At 68.0% G+C, this 19,901-nt stretch carries 21 protein-coding genes; 7 read left to right on the top strand and 14 right to left on the bottom strand.

Going from position 1 to position 19,901, the window contains the following annotated elements; translation table 11 throughout:
• Nucleotides 1–5: 5 nt before the first annotated feature.
• The 8 genes from egtC to G6N46_RS20635 all read right to left on the bottom strand — a co-directional run bounded on the left by egtC (nt 6) and on the right by G6N46_RS20635 (nt 8,389).
• On the bottom strand, nt 6–689 hold the full coding sequence (gene egtC, locus G6N46_RS20670; RefSeq protein ID WP_133426309.1) for an ergothioneine biosynthesis protein EgtC: 684 nt from the start codon (nt 687–689) through the stop codon (nt 6–8).
• On the bottom strand, nt 689–1,996 hold the full coding sequence (egtB, locus tag G6N46_RS20665) for an ergothioneine biosynthesis protein EgtB (RefSeq protein ID WP_060998836.1): 1,308 nt from the start codon (nt 1,994–1,996) through the stop codon (nt 689–691). Before egtB ends, egtC begins: the two co-directional genes overlap by 1 nt.
• Entirely contained in the window at nt 1,993–3,279 is a 1,287-nt protein-coding gene (gene egtA, locus G6N46_RS20660; protein ID WP_138250959.1) for an ergothioneine biosynthesis glutamate--cysteine ligase EgtA, read from the bottom strand. Before egtA ends, egtB begins: the two co-directional genes overlap by 4 nt.
• Before the next feature lie 174 nt (nt 3,280–3,453).
• A complete protein-coding gene (locus G6N46_RS20655) occupies nt 3,454–4,098 on the bottom strand; it encodes a sensor domain-containing protein (RefSeq protein ID WP_138250960.1) in 645 nt (214 codons plus the stop codon).
• A gap of 31 nt (nt 4,099–4,129) precedes the next feature.
• Nucleotides 4,130–4,966 carry a mycofactocin-coupled SDR family oxidoreductase gene (locus tag G6N46_RS20650; protein WP_138250961.1) on the bottom strand — a complete coding sequence of 279 codons (837 nt, stop codon included), beginning with the start codon at nt 4,964–4,966 and terminating at the stop codon, nt 4,130–4,132.
• Between the two features lie 12 nt (nt 4,967–4,978).
• Complete coding sequence (locus G6N46_RS20645; RefSeq protein ID WP_138250962.1) at nt 4,979–6,151, bottom strand: NADH:flavin oxidoreductase; 1,173 nt, start codon at nt 6,149–6,151, stop codon at nt 4,979–4,981.
• Between the two features lie 44 nt (nt 6,152–6,195).
• A complete protein-coding gene (locus tag G6N46_RS20640) occupies nt 6,196–7,371 on the bottom strand; it encodes an MCE family protein (protein WP_138250963.1) in 1,176 nt (391 codons plus the stop codon).
• Nucleotides 7,364–8,389: an MCE family protein gene (locus tag G6N46_RS20635; protein WP_138250964.1), complete on the bottom strand. Its 1,026-nt coding sequence runs from the start codon at nt 8,387–8,389 to the stop codon at nt 7,364–7,366. Before G6N46_RS20635 ends, G6N46_RS20640 begins: the two co-directional genes overlap by 8 nt.
• Nucleotides 8,390–8,483: 94 nt before the next feature.
• Between G6N46_RS20635 and G6N46_RS20630 the strand changes: the two genes are divergently transcribed.
• Nucleotides 8,484–9,101, top strand: coding sequence for a TetR/AcrR family transcriptional regulator (locus G6N46_RS20630; protein ID WP_234880805.1), 618 nt, complete (start codon nt 8,484–8,486; stop codon nt 9,099–9,101).
• A gap of 62 nt (nt 9,102–9,163) precedes the next feature.
• On the opposite strand, the gene G6N46_RS20625 is transcribed toward G6N46_RS20630, so the two are convergent.
• Nucleotides 9,164–9,628, bottom strand: coding sequence for a hypothetical protein (locus G6N46_RS20625; RefSeq protein ID WP_138250966.1), 465 nt, complete (start codon nt 9,626–9,628; stop codon nt 9,164–9,166).
• A gap of 161 nt (nt 9,629–9,789) precedes the next feature.
• On the opposite strand from G6N46_RS20625, the gene G6N46_RS28370 reads away from it, so the two are divergent.
• Together G6N46_RS28370 and G6N46_RS20615 are read left to right on the top strand one after the other, a co-directional pair.
• Nucleotides 9,790–10,248 carry a guanyl-specific ribonuclease gene (locus G6N46_RS28370; RefSeq protein WP_138250967.1) on the top strand — a complete coding sequence of 153 codons (459 nt, stop codon included), beginning with the start codon at nt 9,790–9,792 and terminating at the stop codon, nt 10,246–10,248.
• The gene (locus G6N46_RS20615; RefSeq protein ID WP_138250968.1) at nt 10,245–10,520 is read left to right on the top strand and encodes a barstar family protein; all 276 of its coding nucleotides are present in this window, start codon (nt 10,245–10,247) and stop codon (nt 10,518–10,520) included. Before G6N46_RS28370 ends, G6N46_RS20615 begins: the two co-directional genes overlap by 4 nt.
• Before the next feature lie 9 nt (nt 10,521–10,529).
• Here the strand turns inward: G6N46_RS20615 and G6N46_RS20610 are convergent, their stop codons facing one another.
• The 4 genes from G6N46_RS20610 to G6N46_RS20595 form a co-directional block, all read right to left on the bottom strand.
• Nucleotides 10,530–11,600: a DUF4185 domain-containing protein gene (locus G6N46_RS20610; RefSeq protein WP_138250994.1), complete on the bottom strand. Its 1,071-nt coding sequence runs from the start codon at nt 11,598–11,600 to the stop codon at nt 10,530–10,532.
• 50 nt (nt 11,601–11,650) lie between these two features.
• Complete coding sequence (locus G6N46_RS20605; RefSeq protein WP_138250969.1) at nt 11,651–12,688, bottom strand: aspartate-semialdehyde dehydrogenase; 1,038 nt, start codon at nt 12,686–12,688, stop codon at nt 11,651–11,653.
• 2 nt (nt 12,689–12,690) lie between these two features.
• Entirely contained in the window at nt 12,691–13,956 is a 1,266-nt protein-coding gene (locus G6N46_RS20600; protein ID WP_061001435.1) for an aspartate kinase, read from the bottom strand.
• A gap of 141 nt (nt 13,957–14,097) precedes the next feature.
• Nucleotides 14,098–14,598: a hypothetical protein gene (locus G6N46_RS20595; RefSeq protein WP_234880806.1), complete on the bottom strand. Its 501-nt coding sequence runs from the start codon at nt 14,596–14,598 to the stop codon at nt 14,098–14,100.
• A 249-nt stretch (nt 14,599–14,847) separates the two neighbouring features.
• Between G6N46_RS20595 and leuA the strand changes: the two genes are divergently transcribed.
• Entirely contained in the window at nt 14,848–16,662 is a 1,815-nt protein-coding gene (leuA, locus tag G6N46_RS20590) for a 2-isopropylmalate synthase (protein ID WP_138250970.1), read from the top strand.
• Nucleotides 16,663–16,668: 6 nt separating this feature from the next.
• Here the strand turns inward: leuA and G6N46_RS20585 are convergent, their stop codons facing one another.
• Nucleotides 16,669–17,337, bottom strand: coding sequence for a TetR/AcrR family transcriptional regulator (locus G6N46_RS20585; protein ID WP_138250971.1), 669 nt, complete (start codon nt 17,335–17,337; stop codon nt 16,669–16,671).
• 138 nt (nt 17,338–17,475) lie between these two features.
• On the opposite strand from G6N46_RS20585, the gene G6N46_RS20580 reads away from it, so the two are divergent.
• From G6N46_RS20580 to G6N46_RS20570, 3 genes are read left to right on the top strand one after another with little or no spacing between them, the layout of a single operon-like run.
• Nucleotides 17,476–19,311 carry a hypothetical protein gene (locus G6N46_RS20580; protein WP_138250972.1) on the top strand — a complete coding sequence of 612 codons (1,836 nt, stop codon included), beginning with the start codon at nt 17,476–17,478 and terminating at the stop codon, nt 19,309–19,311.
• Nucleotides 19,308–19,493: a hypothetical protein gene (locus G6N46_RS20575; protein ID WP_061001431.1), complete on the top strand. Its 186-nt coding sequence runs from the start codon at nt 19,308–19,310 to the stop codon at nt 19,491–19,493. The genes G6N46_RS20580 and G6N46_RS20575 overlap by 4 nt, the downstream gene beginning before the upstream one ends.
• Nucleotides 19,490–19,900, top strand: coding sequence for a hypothetical protein (locus tag G6N46_RS20570; protein WP_138250973.1), 411 nt, complete (start codon nt 19,490–19,492; stop codon nt 19,898–19,900). The genes G6N46_RS20575 and G6N46_RS20570 overlap by 4 nt, the downstream gene beginning before the upstream one ends.
• Nucleotide 19,901: the final 1 nt, after the last annotated feature.

Below are 19,901 nucleotides of genomic sequence, written 5' to 3'. Positions count from 1 at the left end.
CTTCTTCAGGTCAATGGCGTCATCACGACGCCGGCGGCCGTCACCTCGACGAGGTGACGGTCTGGGATGTCCTGCCAGTCGGGGTGGTCGTCGTAGGGCTCGCTGGCCAGTACCACCCCATCGGGCCGGCGCAGTATCGACAGCGTGTCGCCCCACGCGGTGGCCAGCATGCGGGAACCGTTGGCAGCCAGGATGTTCAGCCGCGCCGACGGGTCGGACTCCCCGACCTTGCGCACGGTGTCCCCCAGGTTGTCGAGGCCCGCGGTGAAGATGTGGGCGGCCAGGATCGCGCTGTCGACCGTCGATTCAGCGGTCCGGGACACCGGCAGCACCCCACGGTCGACGATGCCGTTGTGCGACAACAGCCATTCACCGTCGGTGAACGGCGCCGACGCCGACGGCTCGATGGGCATCCCGACGGTGGCTGATCTGACGGCGGCCACCACACACCCACTGCGCAGCGCCGGCGCCACCGACGCCAGCGACGCGTCACCCCACAACGGGGCGGCGTTGCGCCAGCGGCGCGGTGTCGCACCGTCGAAGAACCCGACGCCCCAGCCATCGGCGTTGAGCAATCCATGCTTCTGCCGTCGGGGCGAATACGACTGCACCAGAAGCCCGTTCGCGGGTTCCAGGATCAGCGACGACACCGAGACCGGGGCGCCGAGCCAGCCCAGATGACGACACATCAGCCGCGCTCCTCGTCACACGACCAGGCCAGGCGAACCCCGGAGAAAATCTGGCGACGGATCGGGTGATCCCAATTGCGGAAGCTGGGTCGCAGGATATCGCCCGCCACGGCCCAGGAACCGCCGCGCAACACCCGGTAGTCGCCGCTGCCGGTGCCCTCGAAGAACGGCTGCGAATAGCGGTCGTAGATCATCGGCGTGAATCCCGGCCACGGCCGCAGCGGGGAGGTGGTCCACTCCCAGACGTCGCCGAGCAGCTGCTCGACGCCGTAGGCCGAGGCACCCTCCGGATACGCCCCGACCGGCGCCGGGCGCAGCGCATCTCCACCGAGATTGGCACGGTTCGCGTCGGGTTCGGCTGCACCCCAAGGGTATCGGCGCCGGGCTCCGGCCGCGGGATCCCAGGTGCAGGCCTTCTCCCACTCGACCTCGGTGGGCAGCCGCGCGCCGGCCCAGGCCGCGTACGCCTCGGCTTCGTAGAAGCTGACGTGCTGCACCGGTTCGTCGGGCGGCAGGTCCTCGACATGACCGAACCGGACCCGGGTGGTGCCGTCGGCACTCCAGAACTGCGGCGCCACCAGACCCGCCTGTTTCCGATGCTCCCAGCCCGCCGCAGACCACCACCGGGGCTGCCGGTAGCCACCGTCGGCGATGAACTCACGCCATTCGGCGTTGGTGACCGGTACCCGGCCGATCCGGAACGACGGCACGTCGACGACATGCGCGGGACTCTCGTTGTCGAGTGCGAAAGGCTCGTCGGCCGCATCGACACCGAGCACGAACGGCCCGCCGGGCACCAGCACCGAGGTACCGGCGACCCCGGCACGCCCCGGCGGCAGGACGGCGCCCGGCCCCAACAACGGCGGACCGCTGCGCAAGTTCAGGGCCTGAAGCATGGTCTCGTCGTGCTGGTTCTCGTGACTGATCACGAGGGCGAACGGGAACTGGGCTGCAGCCTCGTCGGGCGCCCGGTCAAGGGCGTCAAGGGCTTTGGACCGGATGGTCCGACAGAATGCGCGCGCATCGGTCGGCGGCAACAGCGGCAGCGACACCCGGCTGGCGCGAGAATGCACGAACGCGTCGTACAGGCTGTCGACGTCCGGCGGCAGCAGGCCGGGACGGCCCAGATCACCGCCGCGCAGCAGCCACAGTTCTTCCTGCTGGCCGATATGCGCGAGGTCCCACACCAGCGGGCTCATCAGCGGGTCGTACTGGCGCAGCAGTTCGGCATCGTCGAACTCGACCAGGGCCAGCGTCCGGTCCCGGGCCCTGGTCAGCCCTCGGGCCAACAGCTCGCGCGTACTCACGCCCCACCTTTCAGCCGGTCATCAGATGCCAACCCGGCGATGGCCGCATCAATTCCGTGCGCGACGACCCGGTCCGCGAAATCGTCGGCCGCACTGCGGCCCCGGGTCACCTGGCGCAGCAGCCGGTCCATCGAATCCGCCACATCGGCGGGCGCGACGTCGGCGGCCGCTTGCACGCACCGCACCGCCGCCTCGCGCAGCCGCGGATCGGCCAGTCCCACCCGTGCCGCCTGATCCCATGCCGTGGCGACCGATTCCGTTGCCTCCCAGGCTATCTGCGACAGGCGGGCGTCGTCCAGCAGCGTCACCAGGGTGAACACCACAGCCGGCCACAGGTCGTCGGACACGGCGTCGAGGTAGCGGATTTCCAGCCAGCGCCGCGGCCGGACCGGCGGGAACAGCGTCGTCAGGTGGTAGTCCAGGTCGGCCTCGGTGGGCCGGCGGCCGCCGAGCAGCGTCCGCCCGTCCGCCCAGTCGGCGAACGGCACCCATTCGGTGACCGGCTCTGCCTCCGGAGTGTGCACCAGCATGACCGGCGCCTTGAGGGCGTAGCGCGCCCAGTCGTTGGCCGGATCGTCACCGCTGGCGCCGAGGACGGGACCGCAGCGGGCGGTGTCCAACTGGCCCCAGATCCGCTGACGCGTGCTCTGCCACCCGGTGAACTCGCCGCCCAGCATCGGCGAACTCGCCGACACCGCAATCATGGTGGGGCCCAGCGCGTGGGCCAGGCGGACGCGGTCGGCCCAGCCGTCACGCGGGCCGGCATCGACATTGATCTGCAGCGAGGCGGTCGACGTCATCATCGCGGCACCGGCGGCACCGGTCCCGCCGGCCGCGAAGAACGCCTCCATGGCCCGATACCGACCCCCGGGATTCACCCGCGCCTGCGGCCGGAGCGGATCGACACCGACCTGCAGCAGACCCAGTCCGCGGCTACGCAACGACTGCCGCAGCACGGTCTGATCGGCTTGCATCGCCGCGATCGCAGCCCCGGCGCCGTCCAGCGGCGGACCCGACAGTTCGATGGCGCCGCCGGGCTCCATGGTGATCGTGCTGCCGCCGGGCAGTTGTGGAACGGCCTCGACGGCTTCGGTCAGTTCAGCCCAGCCGGGTCGCCGCGTCAGGTCGGCCAGGTCGAAGCAGTGCGCCTCGAGTTCGAGGCCGACGCGGCCCACCGGCCCGTCGCGCAGGCAGCCGCCACCGGCCAGCAGGGCGGCGCCGTAGGCGCTCGACAACTCGGGGTATTCGGCGTGCGGCCGACGCACGGCGGTAGCGGTGCCCATCTGAACATCCCCTTCCGGGATTCGGGGCCGATCCCCGTATCCGTTGGTTGGTGCTCCCGGACCAGGCCTAGTTGAGACTCGTCCCGAGCAATACGTGTTCGTCCGACGATGCCATGAGGCACCGACAAAAATCTGCGCAATATATGTGCGAGGCCTGACTCACCCCGGACACCGTCATTGCCCCAACGCGTTCTGCATGGCTCCGGCCAGCACGTTGACGGCGAGGCCGGCGTTGCCGGACTGGCAGACTTTCGCCTGCAGCAGAACATTTTCCCGCAGCCGGGTCTGCGCGAAACAGCGCCGATCGGTGCCCGCTTCCTGCTTGACCCACGCCTCGTCCGTCGGGCCGGCCTGGGCACCCGCGAAGCTCCAGACCTCCGTCCGGCCGTCCTCGAGGTGCATCGCGGTGGTCTGCCCCGAGCACCCGGCGGTGCGGTCGACGACGCGGTGGAACGCACGCGACGCGGCCTCGGCGGTGGCGAACACGCCCACCACCTGCTTGGCAGCGTGACTGTCATCGGTCGCCGTCGTCTGCGCCACGGCGCCGTTGAACGACGCCAGGTCCGGGTCGCCGTACACCTCGGGCAGGCCGATGTCGCCCCAGTTGTTGCAGGCCGGGAGATCGACGAAGAACCCCTGGAACGGCGCGGTGAAGGTCGACTCCCAGCCCATCGGAGCGCCGATCACATTGCCGACCGAGCCCTTGCCCAGTACCGCGTACGACACCACACCCGGGTCTGACGGCCTCGCGGCCGCGGCCGGCGCGAGGGCGAGGGCGGCGGTGACGCAGGCTGTGAACCAGATCGGGCGCGCAGTCATGGCTTCGATGATGCCAGTTGCGGCCCTCTCGTCAGCCGGTGAAGCGGGCGGTGGCGCCCGCATCGACCGGCAGGACCGTCCCGGTGATGTGGGTGCTGTCGGGGTGCGCCAAGAACATGACGGCGCGGGTGAGCTCAGCCGGCTTCAGGAAGGGCACCGGCTGCAGGTGCAACGAGGCGAACACCGATTCCACGTCGGCGAGCGTCGGCCGCTCCAGATCGGGCCGCATGGCGCCGAACAACGCGTCGTTGAATGTCATCGGGGTTTCGACGTTGCCGGGCGCCACCGCATTGACGGTGATGCCGTGGCCGGCCAGGTCGTGTGCGGCGACCTTGGTCAACCCGATGACGCCCCACTTCGAGGCGGCATACGCGGCCTGCGCGAAATTTCCGCTGCGGCCCAGCATCGAGGACACCGTGACGATCCGGCCGAACCCGCGCGCGATCATCCCCGGCGCCACTGCGGCGATCGTGTTGAACGTGCCGGTGAGGTTGGACCCGATCACTTCATCCCACTGTGCCGACGGGACGTCGGGCAGCATCGCGATCGCGCTGACACCGGCGTTGGTGACGGCGATGTCCAGGCGCCCGAACTCCGATTCGACGCGAGCCACGAACTCCTCCAGCGCGCCGCGGTCGGCTGTCGACAGTTTGGCTGTGAGACAACGTCTTCCGGTTGCCTCGACCATCTCCGCGGTGGTGGCCAGATCATCTTCCGTCGCCAACGGGTACGCGATCGCGTCGTTGTTCTCGCACCGGTCGCAGATGGCGATGTCCGCACCTGCCTCGGCAAGTGCCACCGCGTGCGATCGGCCCATTCCCCGTGCCCCGCCGGTGATCAGCGCGACGAGGCCGTCAAAGTCGCCCATACAGCTCCTATCTCAGTTCGGCTTACCCGTGACCACGCAGTGGGTTCGGGTGTAGATGGTGGGCATGCACAGATTGCAGTGTGTGCATGCCGATTTCACGGTGCGGTCGGCCTGGATCCGGTTGAGCAGGTCCGGTTCGGCCAGCAGCGCCCGGCCCATCGCGACGAACTCGAACCCCTCGGCCATCGCCAGATCCATGCTGTCGCGGTTGGTGATCCCACCCAACAAGATCAACGGCATCGACAGCTCCGCGCGGAACTGGCGGGCCTGCTCGAGCAAAAACGCCTCCCGATACGGGTACTGGCGGAAGAACCGGTGCCCACTGGCCCGGATCCCCCAACTCAGCGGCGGCCTGAAATTCGCCGCGAACTCCCGGACCGGGGCATCCCCACGGAACAGGTACATCGGATTGACCAACGAACTGCCCGCGGTCAGCTCCAACGCATCCAGATTGCCGTCCTCCTGCAGCCACCGCGCGGTCTGCAACGACTCATCCATGCCGATGCCGCCGCGCACCCCATCGCTCATGGTCAGTTTCGCGATCACCGCGATCTGATCCCCGACGGCCTCACGCACCGCCGCCACGGTGCCGCGCGCCACCTTGGCCCGGTTGGCCAGCGAGCCACCGAACTCGTCGCGGCGCTTGTTGATCAACGGCGACAGAAACGAGGACGCGAAGTAGTTGTGGCCAAGGTGGACTTCCACGGCGTCGAACCCGGCCTCGATCGCCAACCGGGCGGCGTTCGCGTGCGCGGCCATCACCGCCTCGATATCGGCGCGAGTGGCCTTTTTCGCGAACCGCATCGACAACGGGTTGAAGAACCGCACCGGCGCCAACGCGGGGGCCTTGTTGGTGCGGGGATTGGCCACCGGGCCGGCGTGCCCGATCTGCGCGCTGATCGCCGCCCCCTCAGCATGCACCGCATCAGTCAACCGCCGCAGCCCCGGGAGGGCCTCGGGGCGCATCCACAACTGCCACCCATCAGTGCGCCCACCCGGGGACACCGCGCAATAAGCCACCGTCGTCATCCCCACCCCACCGGCAGCCGGCAACCGGTGATACCGGATCAAATCGTCGGTGACCAGCGCATCCGGCGTCGCCGCCTCGAACGTCGCCGCCTTGATCACCCGGTTACGCAACGTGATCGGACCGAGCTTGGCCGGCTGGAAGGGATCGGGTGTCATGCTGTCGGTAATCCTCTCGGTAAATCTCGATGCAACAACGTCTTTCACGGCTTCGCGCCGTGCTGCGTGGCGGTCCCCGGCGGGATCCGGAACGGATCGGCGGCTTGCCCCGACAGATTGGAGAGCGCGCCCATCAGGAAATCCGGTGGATTGACGATCTCGGACAAGCGCGGCATGTTGGGGTCGAGTCGCGATGTGGTGAGCAGGTTTTCGCCGAGCCGCCGGAGGGTGAGGTCGAACGTCGAGAAGACGTTGAGATAGTCGCCGCGAACGGCGTTGCGCAGGTACTTCTGGGCGAACGGGAACGTGGGCAGGATTTCCAGATCGTGGATGACGTCGTCGGCGTTGTCGTTGAGGGCTTTGATGAGCGGGTAGGTGTCCTTGAGGTCGGCGGCGAGGTCGTTTCTGGTCTGCGACACAACGCGTTCGGCCGTCGAGGCGAGTCTGCGCAGTGCCCCGAACGCGGCGACGATGTTCGCGCGATTTCGGTTCAGCACATCGAGTGCGGCAGGCAGCGTCTCCAGCGTCTGCCGCAGCGCGTCGGCGCCTCGGGCCAGTGCCGCCGCCGTACGGTCGACGCCTTCGGCCGCCGCGATGATGGTGGATGTCTGCGTATCGAGGAAGGTGGTCAGTTCGGCCAGCTTCGCCACCAAGCCGGTGAACGTCGCTCCGCGACCCACCACGGCGGCATACGCCGCGTCCGTAATGTCCTGCAGGGAGCCGAGATTGCCGTTGTTGATGATGACGCCGAGCGCGGCCAGCACCTCTTCGGTGGTGGGATAGTGACCCGTCCGGCCGAGTCTGATGTGCGCGCCGTCCGCCAGCTTGACGGGCGCCGGGCGGTCGGCCGGGCGGATCAGTTCGACGTGCTGGGAACCCAGCAGCGAGGTCTGTCCTACTGCCGCCGAGATGTTCGCGGGGAGCTCCACCTGCCGGTCCAGCGAAAGACGAACGGCCGCATACACCGTGCTGTCGGCGCGCTGCATGACGACGACCCCGGAGACGCTTCCCACGGTGACGTCCCCGACCTTGACCGGCGAATTCTGCGGTAGGCCGACGACGTTGTCCAGCTCCACGGTCACCTCGAACGAACCGGGACCGTGCCCGGCCGTACCCGGCAACGACAGCGAATTCAACCCATCGAACTGACAGCCCGATACGACGGCGGCGAGACACGTCAGGATCGCGCCGACGCGCAAACCAATGCGGCGGTCACCCATTCTCCGAGCACCGCCCCTTCGATGGGTCGGGCGCTCCGCCGATGGGAATGATGATGTCGCTGCCCGCCGGACCGCTGAGCTTGATCTTGCTGGAGCAGAAGAAGATGTTGAAGAACGCACCATATGCGCCAAGTGAATTGAGCCGCAGGTAGCTCTCGGCGAGAGGCTCGATGGCGGCGTTGACTTCGGCCCTGCGCTCATGGACCCGCTGCGCGAAGGGCCGCACATTTTCGATGACACCCTGGACCGGTCGCCGCGAACGGTCGAGCATCTGGGTCAGTTCGGCCGATGATGCGGCCAGCGGCGCGATGGCGCCGGCGAGGGTGTCGCGGTCCTGTGCCAGACCTGTCAGCAGGTGCTGCAGCGTGTCGACACTGGCGCCGAATTGCCTGCTCTTGGAATCCATGGTGCCGAGCACCGCATTGAGGTTGGTGACGACGTCCCCGATGAGCTGATCACGCCCGGAGAGGTCGTGCGTGAAGGCGCCTGTCGTCGAAAGCAGTTGTGACACCGCGCCGCCCTGCCCCTGCAGCAGATCGATGACGGCGGCGGTGACGGCGTTGATCTTGTCACCGTCGAGGCCGTTGAGCACGGGGCGCAGGCCGCCCAGGAGCGCGTCGAGGTCGACGGCGGGCTGGGTATTGCTCAGCGGGATGGTCGCCCCGGCCGCCAGCGCATGCAGATCCCCTGCGGCGAAGGCCAATTCGAGATAGCGGTCGCCCGTCAGGTTCAGGTAGCGGATAACGGCCCTGGTCGACGTGTACAGGCGGTAGCGCGAATCAACGCTGAACAACACGTCGACGGTGTTGTCGGGGCGCAGCGACACCCGGTCGACCTTGCCCACCGGCAACCCGGCCATCCGCACGTCCTGCCCGGCTTTCAGCCGTGAGGCATCGGTGAACCGGGCGTGATATCGCTCGCCCGACCCGAACCGGAACTGGCCGAACACCACCACGAGCGCGGCGGCGACCAACAGCATCACCACGGTGAACGCAGTCACCTTCGCCCCGGCGGTCATCGACAACCTCCTCAATTAGTGATCCAGTGGTACACTAATTGAGCGGTTGACGTCAATGGCACCCCCGTCACTCGGGTGCTGTGATGATGGACCGGTGAGCAGTCAGCCAGGCCCAGGGCGTCCACGTGACGCGAGCATCGACGACCGCGTCCTCGCGGCGACCCGGGAGCTCCTGTCAGAGGTCGGGTTTCAGGAATTGAGCATGCGGCTCGTCGCGCAACGCTCCGGGGTCACTCGCGCCAGCCTGTCCCGGCGCTGGCCATCGAAGGCGGCATTGGTGATCGACGCGGTGATGGGCACGACACCTGACCTGACGCCTTTTGCCGGGACTGATGTCTACGGCTGGATCGATTTCGTGGTTCGCGGCAGCCGCGCATTGTTCAACCGCCCGGACATGAAAGCGGCAGCGCCCGACCTGAGCCTGGCCCTACTCGAGGACAAAGAGCAGGGGCGATCGTTGTGGAATCGGTTCACGGGGCCGGCGATCGACCTGTTCGCCGACGACGTCGGCGCCCAGACCGCCGACGAGCGGCGCAGTGCGGAACTGGACGCGCGCGCCGTGCTGATCATGGCCGCGGGTGCCGCCATGTACGTGTCCACCATCGCCGCCGACGACGATTCCGCCGAGCTCGAGGAGCGGATGGTCGAGCTGCTGACCACCGGGTATCGAGCCGCGGCCGCGAACCGACAGTCGGCCGACGGACAGGCCTAGCGCAGACGACAGGCCGCACCCTGATCGGGCACGGCCTGTCGTTTGATGCGGGACTGGGTTGATCAGCGGCCAGGCTGGGCCGGGCCGGGCTGACCAGGTGCCTGCGGCCCGGGACCACCCGGACCCTGCCCTCCGGGGCCACCGGGGCCCTGTCCGCCGGGACCCTGCCAACCGGGGCCGCTTGGCCCCTGCCAGCCCGGACCACCCGGGAACATCGGGTGCCACATGCCGCCGCGCGGTCCGTGACCCTCGCGGAACTCGGCGGTGTCCTGCCCGCGGTGGTGCTTGTGCCAGCCGTGGTGGCCGCCGCCGGAGTGCGCGCCGAGGATGAATCCGGAGAAGAAGATCGTCGCGACGATGAACACGATGCCGGCGACGATGCCGACCCAGGCCAGCACCTTGTTCAGCTTGCTGGGCTTGTGTTCGGCGGGCGGCGCCGCCACTGCGGTGGCCGTTGCTACGGGCGGGAACGAGTCCGTCGGGGTATCCGGCGTCTCTGGCGTTTGGTTAGGGGTTTCCTCACTCATGACATCGATGATCCGTCCATCAACCACTGCGGTGGCTAGGTTGCGCGTAAGAATCAGCTATGAGGCGCGCGGCGCGGTAGCGTGGCCTGTGTAGCGGAGCATCGGCCGGGCTTTGGGGGCCGGCCGACGCTCCGATATCAGAACGCGGCAGAAAAGGTGCGATGTCCAGAACCACCCTGCGCGCCGCGGTCCTCGCCTGCGGCGTCGCGTTGCTGCTGGCCCTCACCCCCGGGTGTGCGAAGAACTCCGCCACGCTCACCGGGCCGGCTCCGACAGCATCACCGACCGCCCACACGCCGTCACCAACGCGCCAGAACAAATCCGGGCTGCCCGCCTGCCAGCTGTCGTCGCTGCCGGCCGAGGCGGCCACCACCGTCAACCTCATCCACCGCGGCGGGCCGTTCCCCTATTCGCGGGACGGCATCGTGTTCGGCAACTTCGAACGCCGGCTGCCGAACCAGCAGCGCGGCTACTACCACGAGTACACGGTGCCCACACCCGGCGCGAAGACCCGCGGCACGCGGCGGGTCATCACCGGCGGCGAGCCACCGACCAATCCGCCGGAGTTCTATTACACCGGCGACCACTACGAGACGTTCTGCCAGATCGGAGGAGCGTGAAGACGTTTACCGTGCGGGGTACGCGGATCCATTCTCGCGCAGACCTTTTCACCGAGCTGGGCCACGCGGTCAACGGCGCCGGCGGCTACTTCGGCAGCAATCTGGACGCCCTGGCCGACTGCCTCGGCGGCGGCTTCGGCACTCCGGACGACGAGCCGTTCCGCTTCGTCCTGACCGACAGCGCAAAAGCCAAGAAGGCCTTGGACTCCCACACATGGACGGGGCTGCTCGACGTGTTCGACAGCGCCGGGATCGACCTGGTGCTGCGCTGACAACAACGCCTAGGGCTTGGCCGGATTCACCGCGAACTGGATGACGCGGTACGGCGCGGTATCGCGTGGCGTGGTGTTCCACTGGCTGACGAGAATGCGTAGTTCGTCGAGCGTCGAGCCCGGCGAGATGTAGCCGCCGTACGGCTGCGCCAGCTGATTGTCTTGCGGCGCAGGCAGTTCGTCGGCCTGTTCGGGCCACCCGCCGGCCACGACGACGGTCGTCACGGGGGCGGTGCCGAGTTCCGTCGGCGTATTCGCGACGCGGACCTCCATGTTGCCGGTGCTGCTGTTGAAGTACGACAGCACCGTCTTGCCGTCGACCTGCCTCATGCTCATCTCACCGATCAGGTCGCCCCACAACGGAGTCGGCGGTTTGCCCCAGCCGCCGTGCGCCGACCAGCCCTGCCAACTGGACCTGTCGGTGAACGCCTGCGGCGTGGCCCGGTAGAGGTAGGCCGGGCTGCTGCGGTCGAAGTTGTTGGCGACCAGGTAAACCCAGCCGCGCGGCGAGTCCGCGGTGGGGACCGGGTCGTAATAGCCCGTGATCTGACTCTGCGCTCCCCCGGCATATCCGGCCGGCCGCACAGAGCCCGGCACGGTCGGCCAGGCCGTGCGCGCCGGGTCGGCCTTGACCAGTCGCGAGCTCTCCGGTTTCAGGTCACGCGTCGTGGTGACCAACAGGTAGTTCTCCCGGTTGATACTCACCACGCCGGCGGGAAGTTGGGACGTGCCAGGAGTTTTGGCGTCGGCCAACAGCGGCTTGTCGACGCCCATGACGCCGCGGTACCGCAGTCCGTCCGGAGAGTTGACGGAGTCGGTCTCGACGTGCAGGGCAACGGGCGCATACCAGCCCCCGAATCCGACACCCTGCCCCGCGAAGCTGTCGCCGCAGATCTGCAGGAGGCCGCTCGGGAACTCCATGAACTCGCAGAGGTCCGTCGCACCGATGCCGTAATCGGCTGTCGGCGTGCCGGTTCCGGCCACCGGTCCGATGCGTGTCACCTGCCCGACAAGCAGTGGTTTGAGCACCGGCGTCGGTACCGGCGCAGGCGGATCGGCCTGCGCCGCCGGCACCCCCATGCCGAGCCCGAGCACCAGCGCCGCGATCGACGCTGCCCCCGCCCGCAAGGTCAGCGCGAGGCGAGCAGTTCGGCGATCTGAACAGTGTTGAGCGCCGCGCCCTTTCGGAGGTTGTCACCCGAGACGAACAGGGCCAGGCCGCGACCGTCGGGCACGCCCGGGTCCTGGCGGATGCGGCCCACCAGCGAGTCGTCTGCGCCGGCGGCAGCCAGCGGCGTCGGCACGTCGACAAGCGACACCCCGGCCGCGTCGGCCAGCAGTTCACGGGCCCGCTGCACCGAGAGCGGCTGCGCGAATTCGGCATTGATCGACAGCGAGTGCCCGGTGAACACCGGCACGCGCACGCAGGTACCGCTCACGGCCAGCTCCGGGATGCCGAGGATCTTGCGGCTCTCGTTGCGCAGCTTCTGGTCCTCGTCGGTCTCGCCCGAGTCGTCGTCGACGAGCGAACCGGCCAGCGGGATGACGTTGAAGGCAATGGGCGCAACGTATTTCACGGGCGCCGGGAACTCCAGTGCCGATCCGTCGTGCACCAGCTGCTCGGCGCCGCCGATGACGGCGCGGGCCTGCGAGGCCAGCTCGTCGACCCCGGCGAGCCCGGAACCGGACACCGCCTGGTAGCTCGACACGATGAGCCGGGTCAGCCCGGCCTCGTCGTGCAGCGGCTTGAGCACCGGCATGGCGGCCATGGTGGTGCAGTTGGGGTTGGCGATGATGCCCTTGGCGAGCTGCTTACCACGGACGTCGCGGTCGAAGTTGACCTCCGAAACCACCAGCGGCACATCGGGATCCTTGCGCCACGCCGACGAGTTGTCGACGACGATGGCGCCGGCCGCGGCGAAGCGCGGCGCCTGCACGCGCGACATGGTCGCGCCGGCGGAGAACAGCGCGATGTCCAGACCCGAAGGGTCGGCGGTCTCGCTGTTCTCGACCTCGATCTCCTGGCCGCGGAACGTCAGCTTCTTGCCCTCGGACCGCGCCGAGGCGAAGAACCGCACGGAACTCGCCGGGAATTCGCGCTCCTCGAGGAGCTTGCGCATGACCTGGCCGACCTGGCCGGTCGCACCCACCACACCGATGTTCACCATGACTAGCGCCCCGTCCCGCCGTATACGACTGCGGCCTCTTCGCTCGCGAAACCGAAGGCCTCGTGCAGCGCCGAGACGGCCGTGTCCAGCTCGGTGTCCTTGACCAGCACCGAGATTCGAATCTCGGAGGTCGAGATCAGGTCGATGTTGACGCCGACCTCGGCCAGCGTCTCGCAGAACTTGGCGGTGACGCCGGGGTGGCTGCGCATACCGGCGCCCACCAGCGACACCTTGCCGATGTGATCGTCGTACAGCACCTGCGAGAAACCGATCTCGTCCTTGAGGGACGTCAGCTTCTCGACGGCGCCCGGGCCGTTCTCGCGCGAACACGTGAAGGTGATGTCGGTCTTGCCGTCCTCCACCTTCGAGATGTTCTGCAGCACCATGTCGATGTTCACGTCGGCGTCGGCGACCGCGCGGAACACCTTGGCGGCATAGCCCGGAACGTCGGGAACGCCGACGACGGTGACCTTCGCCTCGCTGCGGTCGTGCGCGACTCCGGTGAGGATGGCGTCTTCCATGGGGATGTCCTCGATCGATCCTTTGACGATGGTTCCGGTCTTGTTGGAGTACGAGGACCGGACGTGAATCGGAACGTTGTAGCGGCGGGCGTATTCCACGCAGCGCAGCATCAACACTTTGGCTCCGCAGGCCGCCATCTCCAGCATCTCCTCGAAGGAGACGGTGTCCAGGTGGCGGGCGTTGGGCACGATGCGCGGATCGGCGGTGAAGATGCCGTCCACGTCGGTGTAAATCTCGCAGACGTCGGCGTTCAGCGCCGCGGCCAGCGCCACGGCGGTGGTGTCCGAGCCGCCACGACCCAGCGTGGTGACGTCCTTGCTGTCCTGGCTGACGCCCTGGAAGCCGGCGACCAGCACGATCAGGCCCTCGTCGAGGGCGTCGCGCAGGCGGCCCGGGGTGACGTCGATGATCTTGGCGTTGCCGTGTGTGCCGGTCGTGATGACGCCGGCCTGCGAGCCGGTGAACGACCGGGCCTGCGCGCCGAGCGACTCGATGGCCATGGCGACCAGGGCGTTCGAGATGCGCTCACCCGCGGTGAGCAGCATGTCCATCTCCCGGGCGGGCGGCGCCGGCGATACCTGGCGAGCCAGATCCAGCAGATCATCTGTGGTGTCGCCCATGGCCGAGACCACGACGACGACGTCATTGCCGGCCTTCTTGGTTTCGACGATTCGCTCGGCGACTCGGCGGATCCGCTCGGCGTCAGACACCGAGGATCCGCCGTACTTCTGGACGACGAGCGCCACTGTTCGCGTTCCTTCTCTGAATTGGCAGCAAGCATTCGCATCAATGCTGCCCACAAGGATAAGGGAGGGACGAAGCCGTTTTTGTTGCCCGGTCGCCTGCCCGACCTGCAACGCGCGAGACCTTCGTCACTCTCGCCCGGGTCAGAAGATGTCGGTGAGCTTCCGCTGCGCCGGGCAGGCGTCGGTCAGCGCCTTCATCTGTTCGGTGATCTGCACGTTGATCGCCGACAACTGGTAGGCCTCGGTGGGCGCGGGGGCGCCGGGTGCCCGGCCCTGGGCGGCGATCCGGTAGGCGTCCAGCGCCGAGGTGAACTGCGAGGCCAGCGCCGCCAGCTGCACGGCGTTGGCGGCGACCTTGTCACCGGTCACCTTCTGCGCCCGCTCTGCCATGCCGTCGGCCCAGGCCCGGTAGGCCGTCTCCTCGGCGATGGTCGGGACGCCGTTGCCGTTCTTGTCGATCTTCGACTCGATCTGCGCGGCTTGCGCCTTGTTGTAGTCGAGCATGTCGCGCACCGGCTTGCACTCCGGCGTCGGCCCGCGGAACTCGGTCTGCCACACCACGAGGCCGATGACGACGGCGAGCGCGACCGCGATGCCGATCTTCCAGCTGCGGTCCAGGCTCAACAACCATCTCGTCAACACGGTCGAACTGTATCGGCACAGTGAGTGCGCTGCCCATTACACCTGGCCAGGACGTTGTCACCCGGCAGCCCCACCTCGTTTTGGCGATCTACCGGACGGGAGTAAACTCGTCACCGATGTATAGCGCGCGGGTGCTCCTCCTCGGACGCCGCGACGGGGTCTGATCCGACCGGCCTCCCGTCGCGGGTGTTTGAGATGTGCCGGTCCTGACCTTCTAGGTCCCATCCAGACAGACCGGAGCAAAAAACCGTGACCACCTACTCCCCCGATTCTTCTGCCGACTCCTTCTCGTCGGTACGCGCCATCACCACCCCGTCCGGCCCGCGCCGCGAGGGCCAGCCGTCCTGGAACACCCAGCGCAACTCCGCGATGCCGGTCAGCCGGTACCGCAGCTTCGCGGCCGAGGTCGAGAACATCTCCCTGCCCGACCGCACCTGGCCCGACAAGGTCGCCACCGTCGCACCCGGCTGGTGTGCGGTCGACCTGCGCGACGGCAACCAGGCCCTGATCGACCCGATGAGCCCCGAGCGCAAGCGCCGGATGTTCGACCTGCTGGTCCGCATGGGCTACAAGGAGATCGAGGTCGGCTTCCCGTCGGCCAGCCAGACCGACTTCGACTTCGTCCGCGAGATCATCGAGCAGGGCGCGATTCCCGACGACGTCACCATCCAGGTGCTGACGCAGTGCCGTCCCGAGCTGATCGAGCGCACCTTCGAGGCGTGCAACGGCGCGCCGCGTGTCATCGTGCACTTCTACAACTCGACGTCCATCCTGCAGCGCCGCGTGGTGTTCCGCGCGGACCGCGAGGCCGTCAAGAAGATCGCCACCGACGGCGCCAAGCTGTGCGTCGAGGAGGCCAAGAAGTACCCGGGCACGCTGTGGCGGTTCGAGTACTCGCCGGAGTCGTACACCGGCACCGAGCTGGAATATGCCGTCGAGGTGTGCAACGCGGTCGCCGAGATCGTGCAGCCGACCCCGGACTGGCCGCTGATCGTCAACCTGCCGGCGACCGTCGAGATGGCGACGCCCAACGTCTATGCCGACTCGATCGAGTGGATGAACCGGCACCTGGCGCCGCGTGACTCGATCATCCTGAGCCTGCACCCGCACAACGACCGCGGCGAGGGCGTCGCGGCCGCCGAGCTGGGTTACCTGGCCGGCGCCGACCGCATCGAGGGCTGCCTGTTCGGCAACGGCGAGCGCACCGGCAACGTCTGCCTGGTGACGCTGGGCCTGAACCTGTTCAGCCGTGGCGTCGATCCGCAGATCGATTTCTCCAACATCGACGAGATCCGTCGCACTGTCGAGTACTGCAACCAGCTGCCCGTCGCCGAGCGCCACCCCTACGGCGGCGACCTGGTCTACACGGCGTTCTCCGGCAGCCACCAGGACGCCATCAACAAGGGCCTGGACCAGATGAAGGTGGATGCCGACGAGGCCGATCAAGACGTCGACGACATCCTGTGGCAGGTGCCCTACCTGCCCATCGACCCGAAGGACGTCGGCCGCACGTACGAGGCCGTCATTCGCGTGAACTCGCAGTCCGGCAAGGGCGGCGTCGCCTACATCATGAAGGCCGACCACGGGCTGGTGCTGCCGCGCCGGCTGCAGATGGAGTTCAGCCAGGCCATCCAGAAGATCACCGACGGTGAAGGCGGCGAGGTCTCCCCGAAGGAGATGTGGGACGTCTTCAACGAGGAGTACCTGGCGCCCATCACCCCGCTGGAGCGCATGCGGCAGCGCGTCGACGCGGCCGAAGAGGATGGCGGCACCGACACCATCACCGCCATCGTGAAGATCGACGGCGAGGAGCGCGAGATCGTCGGCGCCGGTAACGGTCCGCTGGCGGCCTTCACCGACGCACTGGGCGCCGTCGGCTTCCACGTCAACGTGCTCGACTACTCGGAGCACGCCATGTCGGCCGGCGAGGAAGCACAGGCCGCGGCCTACGTCGAGGCCTCGATCGGCGGCAAGACGGTCTGGGGCGTCGGCATCGCGCCGTCGATCACCACGGCGTCGCTGCGGGCCGTCGTCTCGGCGGTGAACCGGGCCGCGCGCAGCTAACCGAAGTCACCAGCCCGGCGCGCCCGGGTCCTCCGACACCCGGAGGACCCGGGCGCACCAGCCGACGGCCTGCTCGGCAAAGTCTTGTGCGGTAACGGCTTTCGACTCGTTGAGCAACCGTTCGTTGATCAGGGTGGCCACCCCGCCGACGCAGAACAGGGCCGCGTCGAAGCTCTCCTGATCGGCGTCGCGGTCGGGCTGCAGCAGCGCCAGGATGGCGGCGGCCACCCGGTGCTGCGCGATGCGGATGTGCTCGGAGACCGATTCGATGTGCCGGGCGTCGGTCAGGAAGATCCGGACGGCCAGCGGGTCGCTCTCGGCATGCTCGATGAACCCGGCCAGGCCCATCGTCAGCCGGGTCTTGACCGTCGCCGACTCGGGCGCGCTGCCGCCGGCCAGCATTGCGGCGAAGGGCCCCTCCAACACGTCGTCGATGACGGCGCCGATCAGCGCACCGAGGCCGGCAAACTGCTCGTAGAAGTAGCGATCGGTGAGTTTGGCGCGGGCCGAGACCGCGCGGACGCTCAGTGCCGACAGTCCGCCTTCGCGCCACAGCGCCTCGGCCGCATCCAGCAGCAGGCGCCGCCGATCGGCCCGTCGCTCCTCCGCTGACCTGCCGGAGTACCGGCGCTGCGGCGCGGCACCTGAACCGGCGCCCGATCCGTCGTCAGCCATCTGGCGCAACCCCTCCCTCCGACTGCCACATGATGTCAAAATCCGAAGAAGGAAGACGGACTCCCGTTTCAAACGCGGTCTTCTGGCAATATTACCGACGAGTAAGGTTCAGGGTTCATCTACATAGTGGGGTGGAACATGGCAGCACAGCTCGCCGAGCAGGTCACCGTGGTGGCCGCGGCCGGAACCGAAGGCGGGGGCGCCGCCCTCGACCAGGTTCTCGGGATGTCCATCGCAACCGGCATCATCACCGCCGGCCTGTTGTGGATCGGCTATCTGCACCGGCAACGCCGCATCACCTGGTTGCAGAACCTGGCCGACAAGGCCGGCCGCAAGATGAACCGGCCCAGCTGGGTCGCCCTGCCGTCGCTGCTGTTCATCTCGACGATCATCTGCGCGATGTTCGGCTTCATCTGGGACGTCAGCCTGCACATCGGCAAGGGCCGCGACGCCGGCCCGCTGGCCAACCCGGCGCACTACTTCATCCTGGTCGGTCTGTTCCTGCTGTTCATCGCGGGCTCGCTGTCGATCATCCTGCCGTATGACAAGCCCGGTCCGGCCGCCATCAAGATCACCAAGACCTGGTACGCGCCCGTCGGCGGCGTGCTGATGGCCGGTTGCGGGCTGTACGCGCTCATCGGCTTTCCACTCGACGACATCTGGCACCGGATCTTCGGTCAGGACGTCACGCTCTGGGGCCCAACACATTTGATGCTCATCGGCGGCGCCGGTCTGTCGCTTGTCGCCACGCTGCTCCTGGAGCGCGAAGGCGATATCGCGATGGGCGCCGACGCCCCGCCCGCCCGCAGCAAGGTGCTGCCGTACCTGGCCTTCGGTGGTCTGGTGATCGGCCTGTCGGTGTTCCCGGTCGAATACGACTTCGGCGTCGAACAGTTCCGGCTGGTGCTCCACCCCATGCTGATCGCCGCCGCGGCGGCGATGTCGCTGGTGGCCACCCGACTCACGCTGGGCCGCTTCTCCACCTTCGGGGCCATCGCCTTCGCGTTGTTCATCCGCGGACTCGTCGCACTGGCCGTCGGGCCCATCCTGGGTTCGCCCTACAGCTGGTGTGCGCTGTACCTGGGCTCCGCGATCGTCGTCGAGCTGATCGGCCTGACCCCGCTCGTCAACCGCCCCATCCTGTTCGGCGCGGTGGCCGGGCTGGGCGTGGGCACCGTCGGCATGTGGCTGGAATCGTTCTGGGTCGACGCGCTGTTCCGCACCCCGTGGCCCAGCAGCATGTGGGGCGAGGCGCTGACGATGTCGACGCCCGTTGCCATCGGCATGGGAATGTGCGGCGCCCTGCTGGCCATCGTCCTGGCGGGCCAGCGCCTGCCCGCGCGTCCGATCGGCATCGGCATCGTGGTCGCCACGGTCCTGGTGATCGGCGCAGCCGTGGCCAACGGGCTGAACGTCACGGTGCCGGAGCACGCCCGCGCGCAGATCACCCTCACCGAGGCACCGAGCCCGGCCGGGCAGCGGTTGGTCAACGCCGACATCCAGGTCACGCCGACCAATCTGATCAGTGACGACCCGGAATGGGTCACGCTGATGGCGTGGCAGGGCAAGCTCGAACATGAGCGCGGCCTGGTGGTCGACCACCTGCAGCAGGTCGGCCCCGGGCACTACCGGTCGACCCGGCCGATCCCGGTGTGGGGCACGTGGAAGACGGTGCTGCGCGTGCAGGATGGCCGCACCATGGCGGCCGTCCCGGTCTACCTGCCTGCCGATCCTGGCATCGGCGCGGAGGAGACGCCGGCGATCTCGACAACCCGTGACTTCATGGAGGAGATCAAGGTTCTGCAGCGCGAACGCAACCTCGACGTGCCGTCGTGGCTGTACCCGGCCGCCTCGCTGATCGTGCTGGTGTGCTCGCTGATCCTGATCGCGTTGCTGAGTTGGGGTGCGGGAAGGATCAATTCGCGCGAGCAGTTCAGCACCACGGAGACCAGGGAACCCGTCGGACAGCCGTGACCTATCTGGCCGATCACTCGCTATTGTTGGCGCTGCCGGCGTTCGCCCCGGCGTTCGTCGTCGCCGGGGTCGTGGCCTGGGTGGCCATGAAGGACCGGCGGGCAGCTGACAGCTCCACCTCCGACGGCGATGAAACCGATTCGGAGACACCAGGTTCAACCGATGAGGATGGTTCGACGTGACCTTTGTGAAGACCTTCGCCGTGGCCGGCGTCGTTGCGCTGGCGCTCGCCGGCTGCAGCAAGACCGAGTCGACGCCCAGCAGTTCGTCGAGCGCCTCCGCAACGGGCACAACGCAACTGAGCAACCCCCAGGCCCCGCCGGCGCGCGTGTACATCGACGTGACCATCGCGGGCGGCACCGCGACGCCGATCAACCAGCAGGTGCAGGCGAAGCTCGGCCAGCCGATCATCGTCCGCGTCAACAGTGACGCCGCCGACCAGCTGCACGTGCACTCGAGCCCCGAGCACACCTTCGACATCAAGCCGGAGAAGGGTCAGGAGTTCCAGTTCACGGTGGACGTGCCAGGCAAGGTCGACGTCGAGCTGCACCACTTGGACAAGACCGTCGCCACCATCACGGTGCAGTAAG

The sequence above is a fragment of the Mycolicibacterium phocaicum genome (assembly GCF_010731115.1).
In the GTDB taxonomy this organism is placed as follows: domain Bacteria; phylum Actinomycetota; class Actinomycetes; order Mycobacteriales; family Mycobacteriaceae; genus Mycobacterium; species Mycobacterium phocaicum.
Note: the sequence above shows the minus strand (reverse complement) of the source record. Positions and strands in the feature narration are given on the sequence as shown.

Bases quoted from the DNA above. Each gene is read 5' to 3' on its own strand.
- G6N46_RS20655 (WP_138250960.1), bottom strand. From the start codon at position 4,098: ATGACTGCGCGCCCGATCTGGTTCACAGCCTGCGTCACCGCCGCCCTC.
- G6N46_RS20605 (WP_138250969.1), bottom strand. From the start codon at position 12,688: ATGGTGAACATCGGTGTGGTGGGTGCGACCGGCCAGGTCGGCCAGGTC.
- G6N46_RS20585 (WP_138250971.1), bottom strand. From the start codon at position 17,337: ATGGCTGACGACGGATCGGGCGCCGGTTCAGGTGCCGCGCCGCAGCGC.
- G6N46_RS28370 (WP_138250967.1), top strand. From the start codon at position 9,790: ATGTCCAGAACCACCCTGCGCGCCGCGGTCCTCGCCTGCGGCGTCGCG.
- G6N46_RS20650 (WP_138250961.1), bottom strand. From the start codon at position 4,966: ATGGGCGACTTTGACGGCCTCGTCGCGCTGATCACCGGCGGGGCACGG.
- egtC (WP_133426309.1), bottom strand. From the start codon at position 689: ATGTGTCGTCATCTGGGCTGGCTCGGCGCCCCGGTCTCGGTGTCGTCG.
- G6N46_RS20635 (WP_138250964.1), bottom strand. From the start codon at position 8,389: ATGACCGCCGGGGCGAAGGTGACTGCGTTCACCGTGGTGATGCTGTTG.
- G6N46_RS20640 (WP_138250963.1), bottom strand. From the start codon at position 7,371: ATGGGTGACCGCCGCATTGGTTTGCGCGTCGGCGCGATCCTGACGTGT.
- G6N46_RS20625 (WP_138250966.1), bottom strand. From the start codon at position 9,628: ATGAGTGAGGAAACCCCTAACCAAACGCCAGAGACGCCGGATACCCCG.
- G6N46_RS20610 (WP_138250994.1), bottom strand. From the start codon at position 11,600: ATGGGGGTGCCGGCGGCGCAGGCCGATCCGCCTGCGCCGGTACCGACG.
- egtA (WP_138250959.1), bottom strand. From the start codon at position 3,279: ATGGGCACCGCTACCGCCGTGCGTCGGCCGCACGCCGAATACCCCGAG.
- G6N46_RS20580 (WP_138250972.1), top strand. From the start codon at position 17,476: ATGGCAGCACAGCTCGCCGAGCAGGTCACCGTGGTGGCCGCGGCCGGA.
- G6N46_RS20645 (WP_138250962.1), bottom strand. From the start codon at position 6,151: ATGACACCCGATCCCTTCCAGCCGGCCAAGCTCGGTCCGATCACGTTG.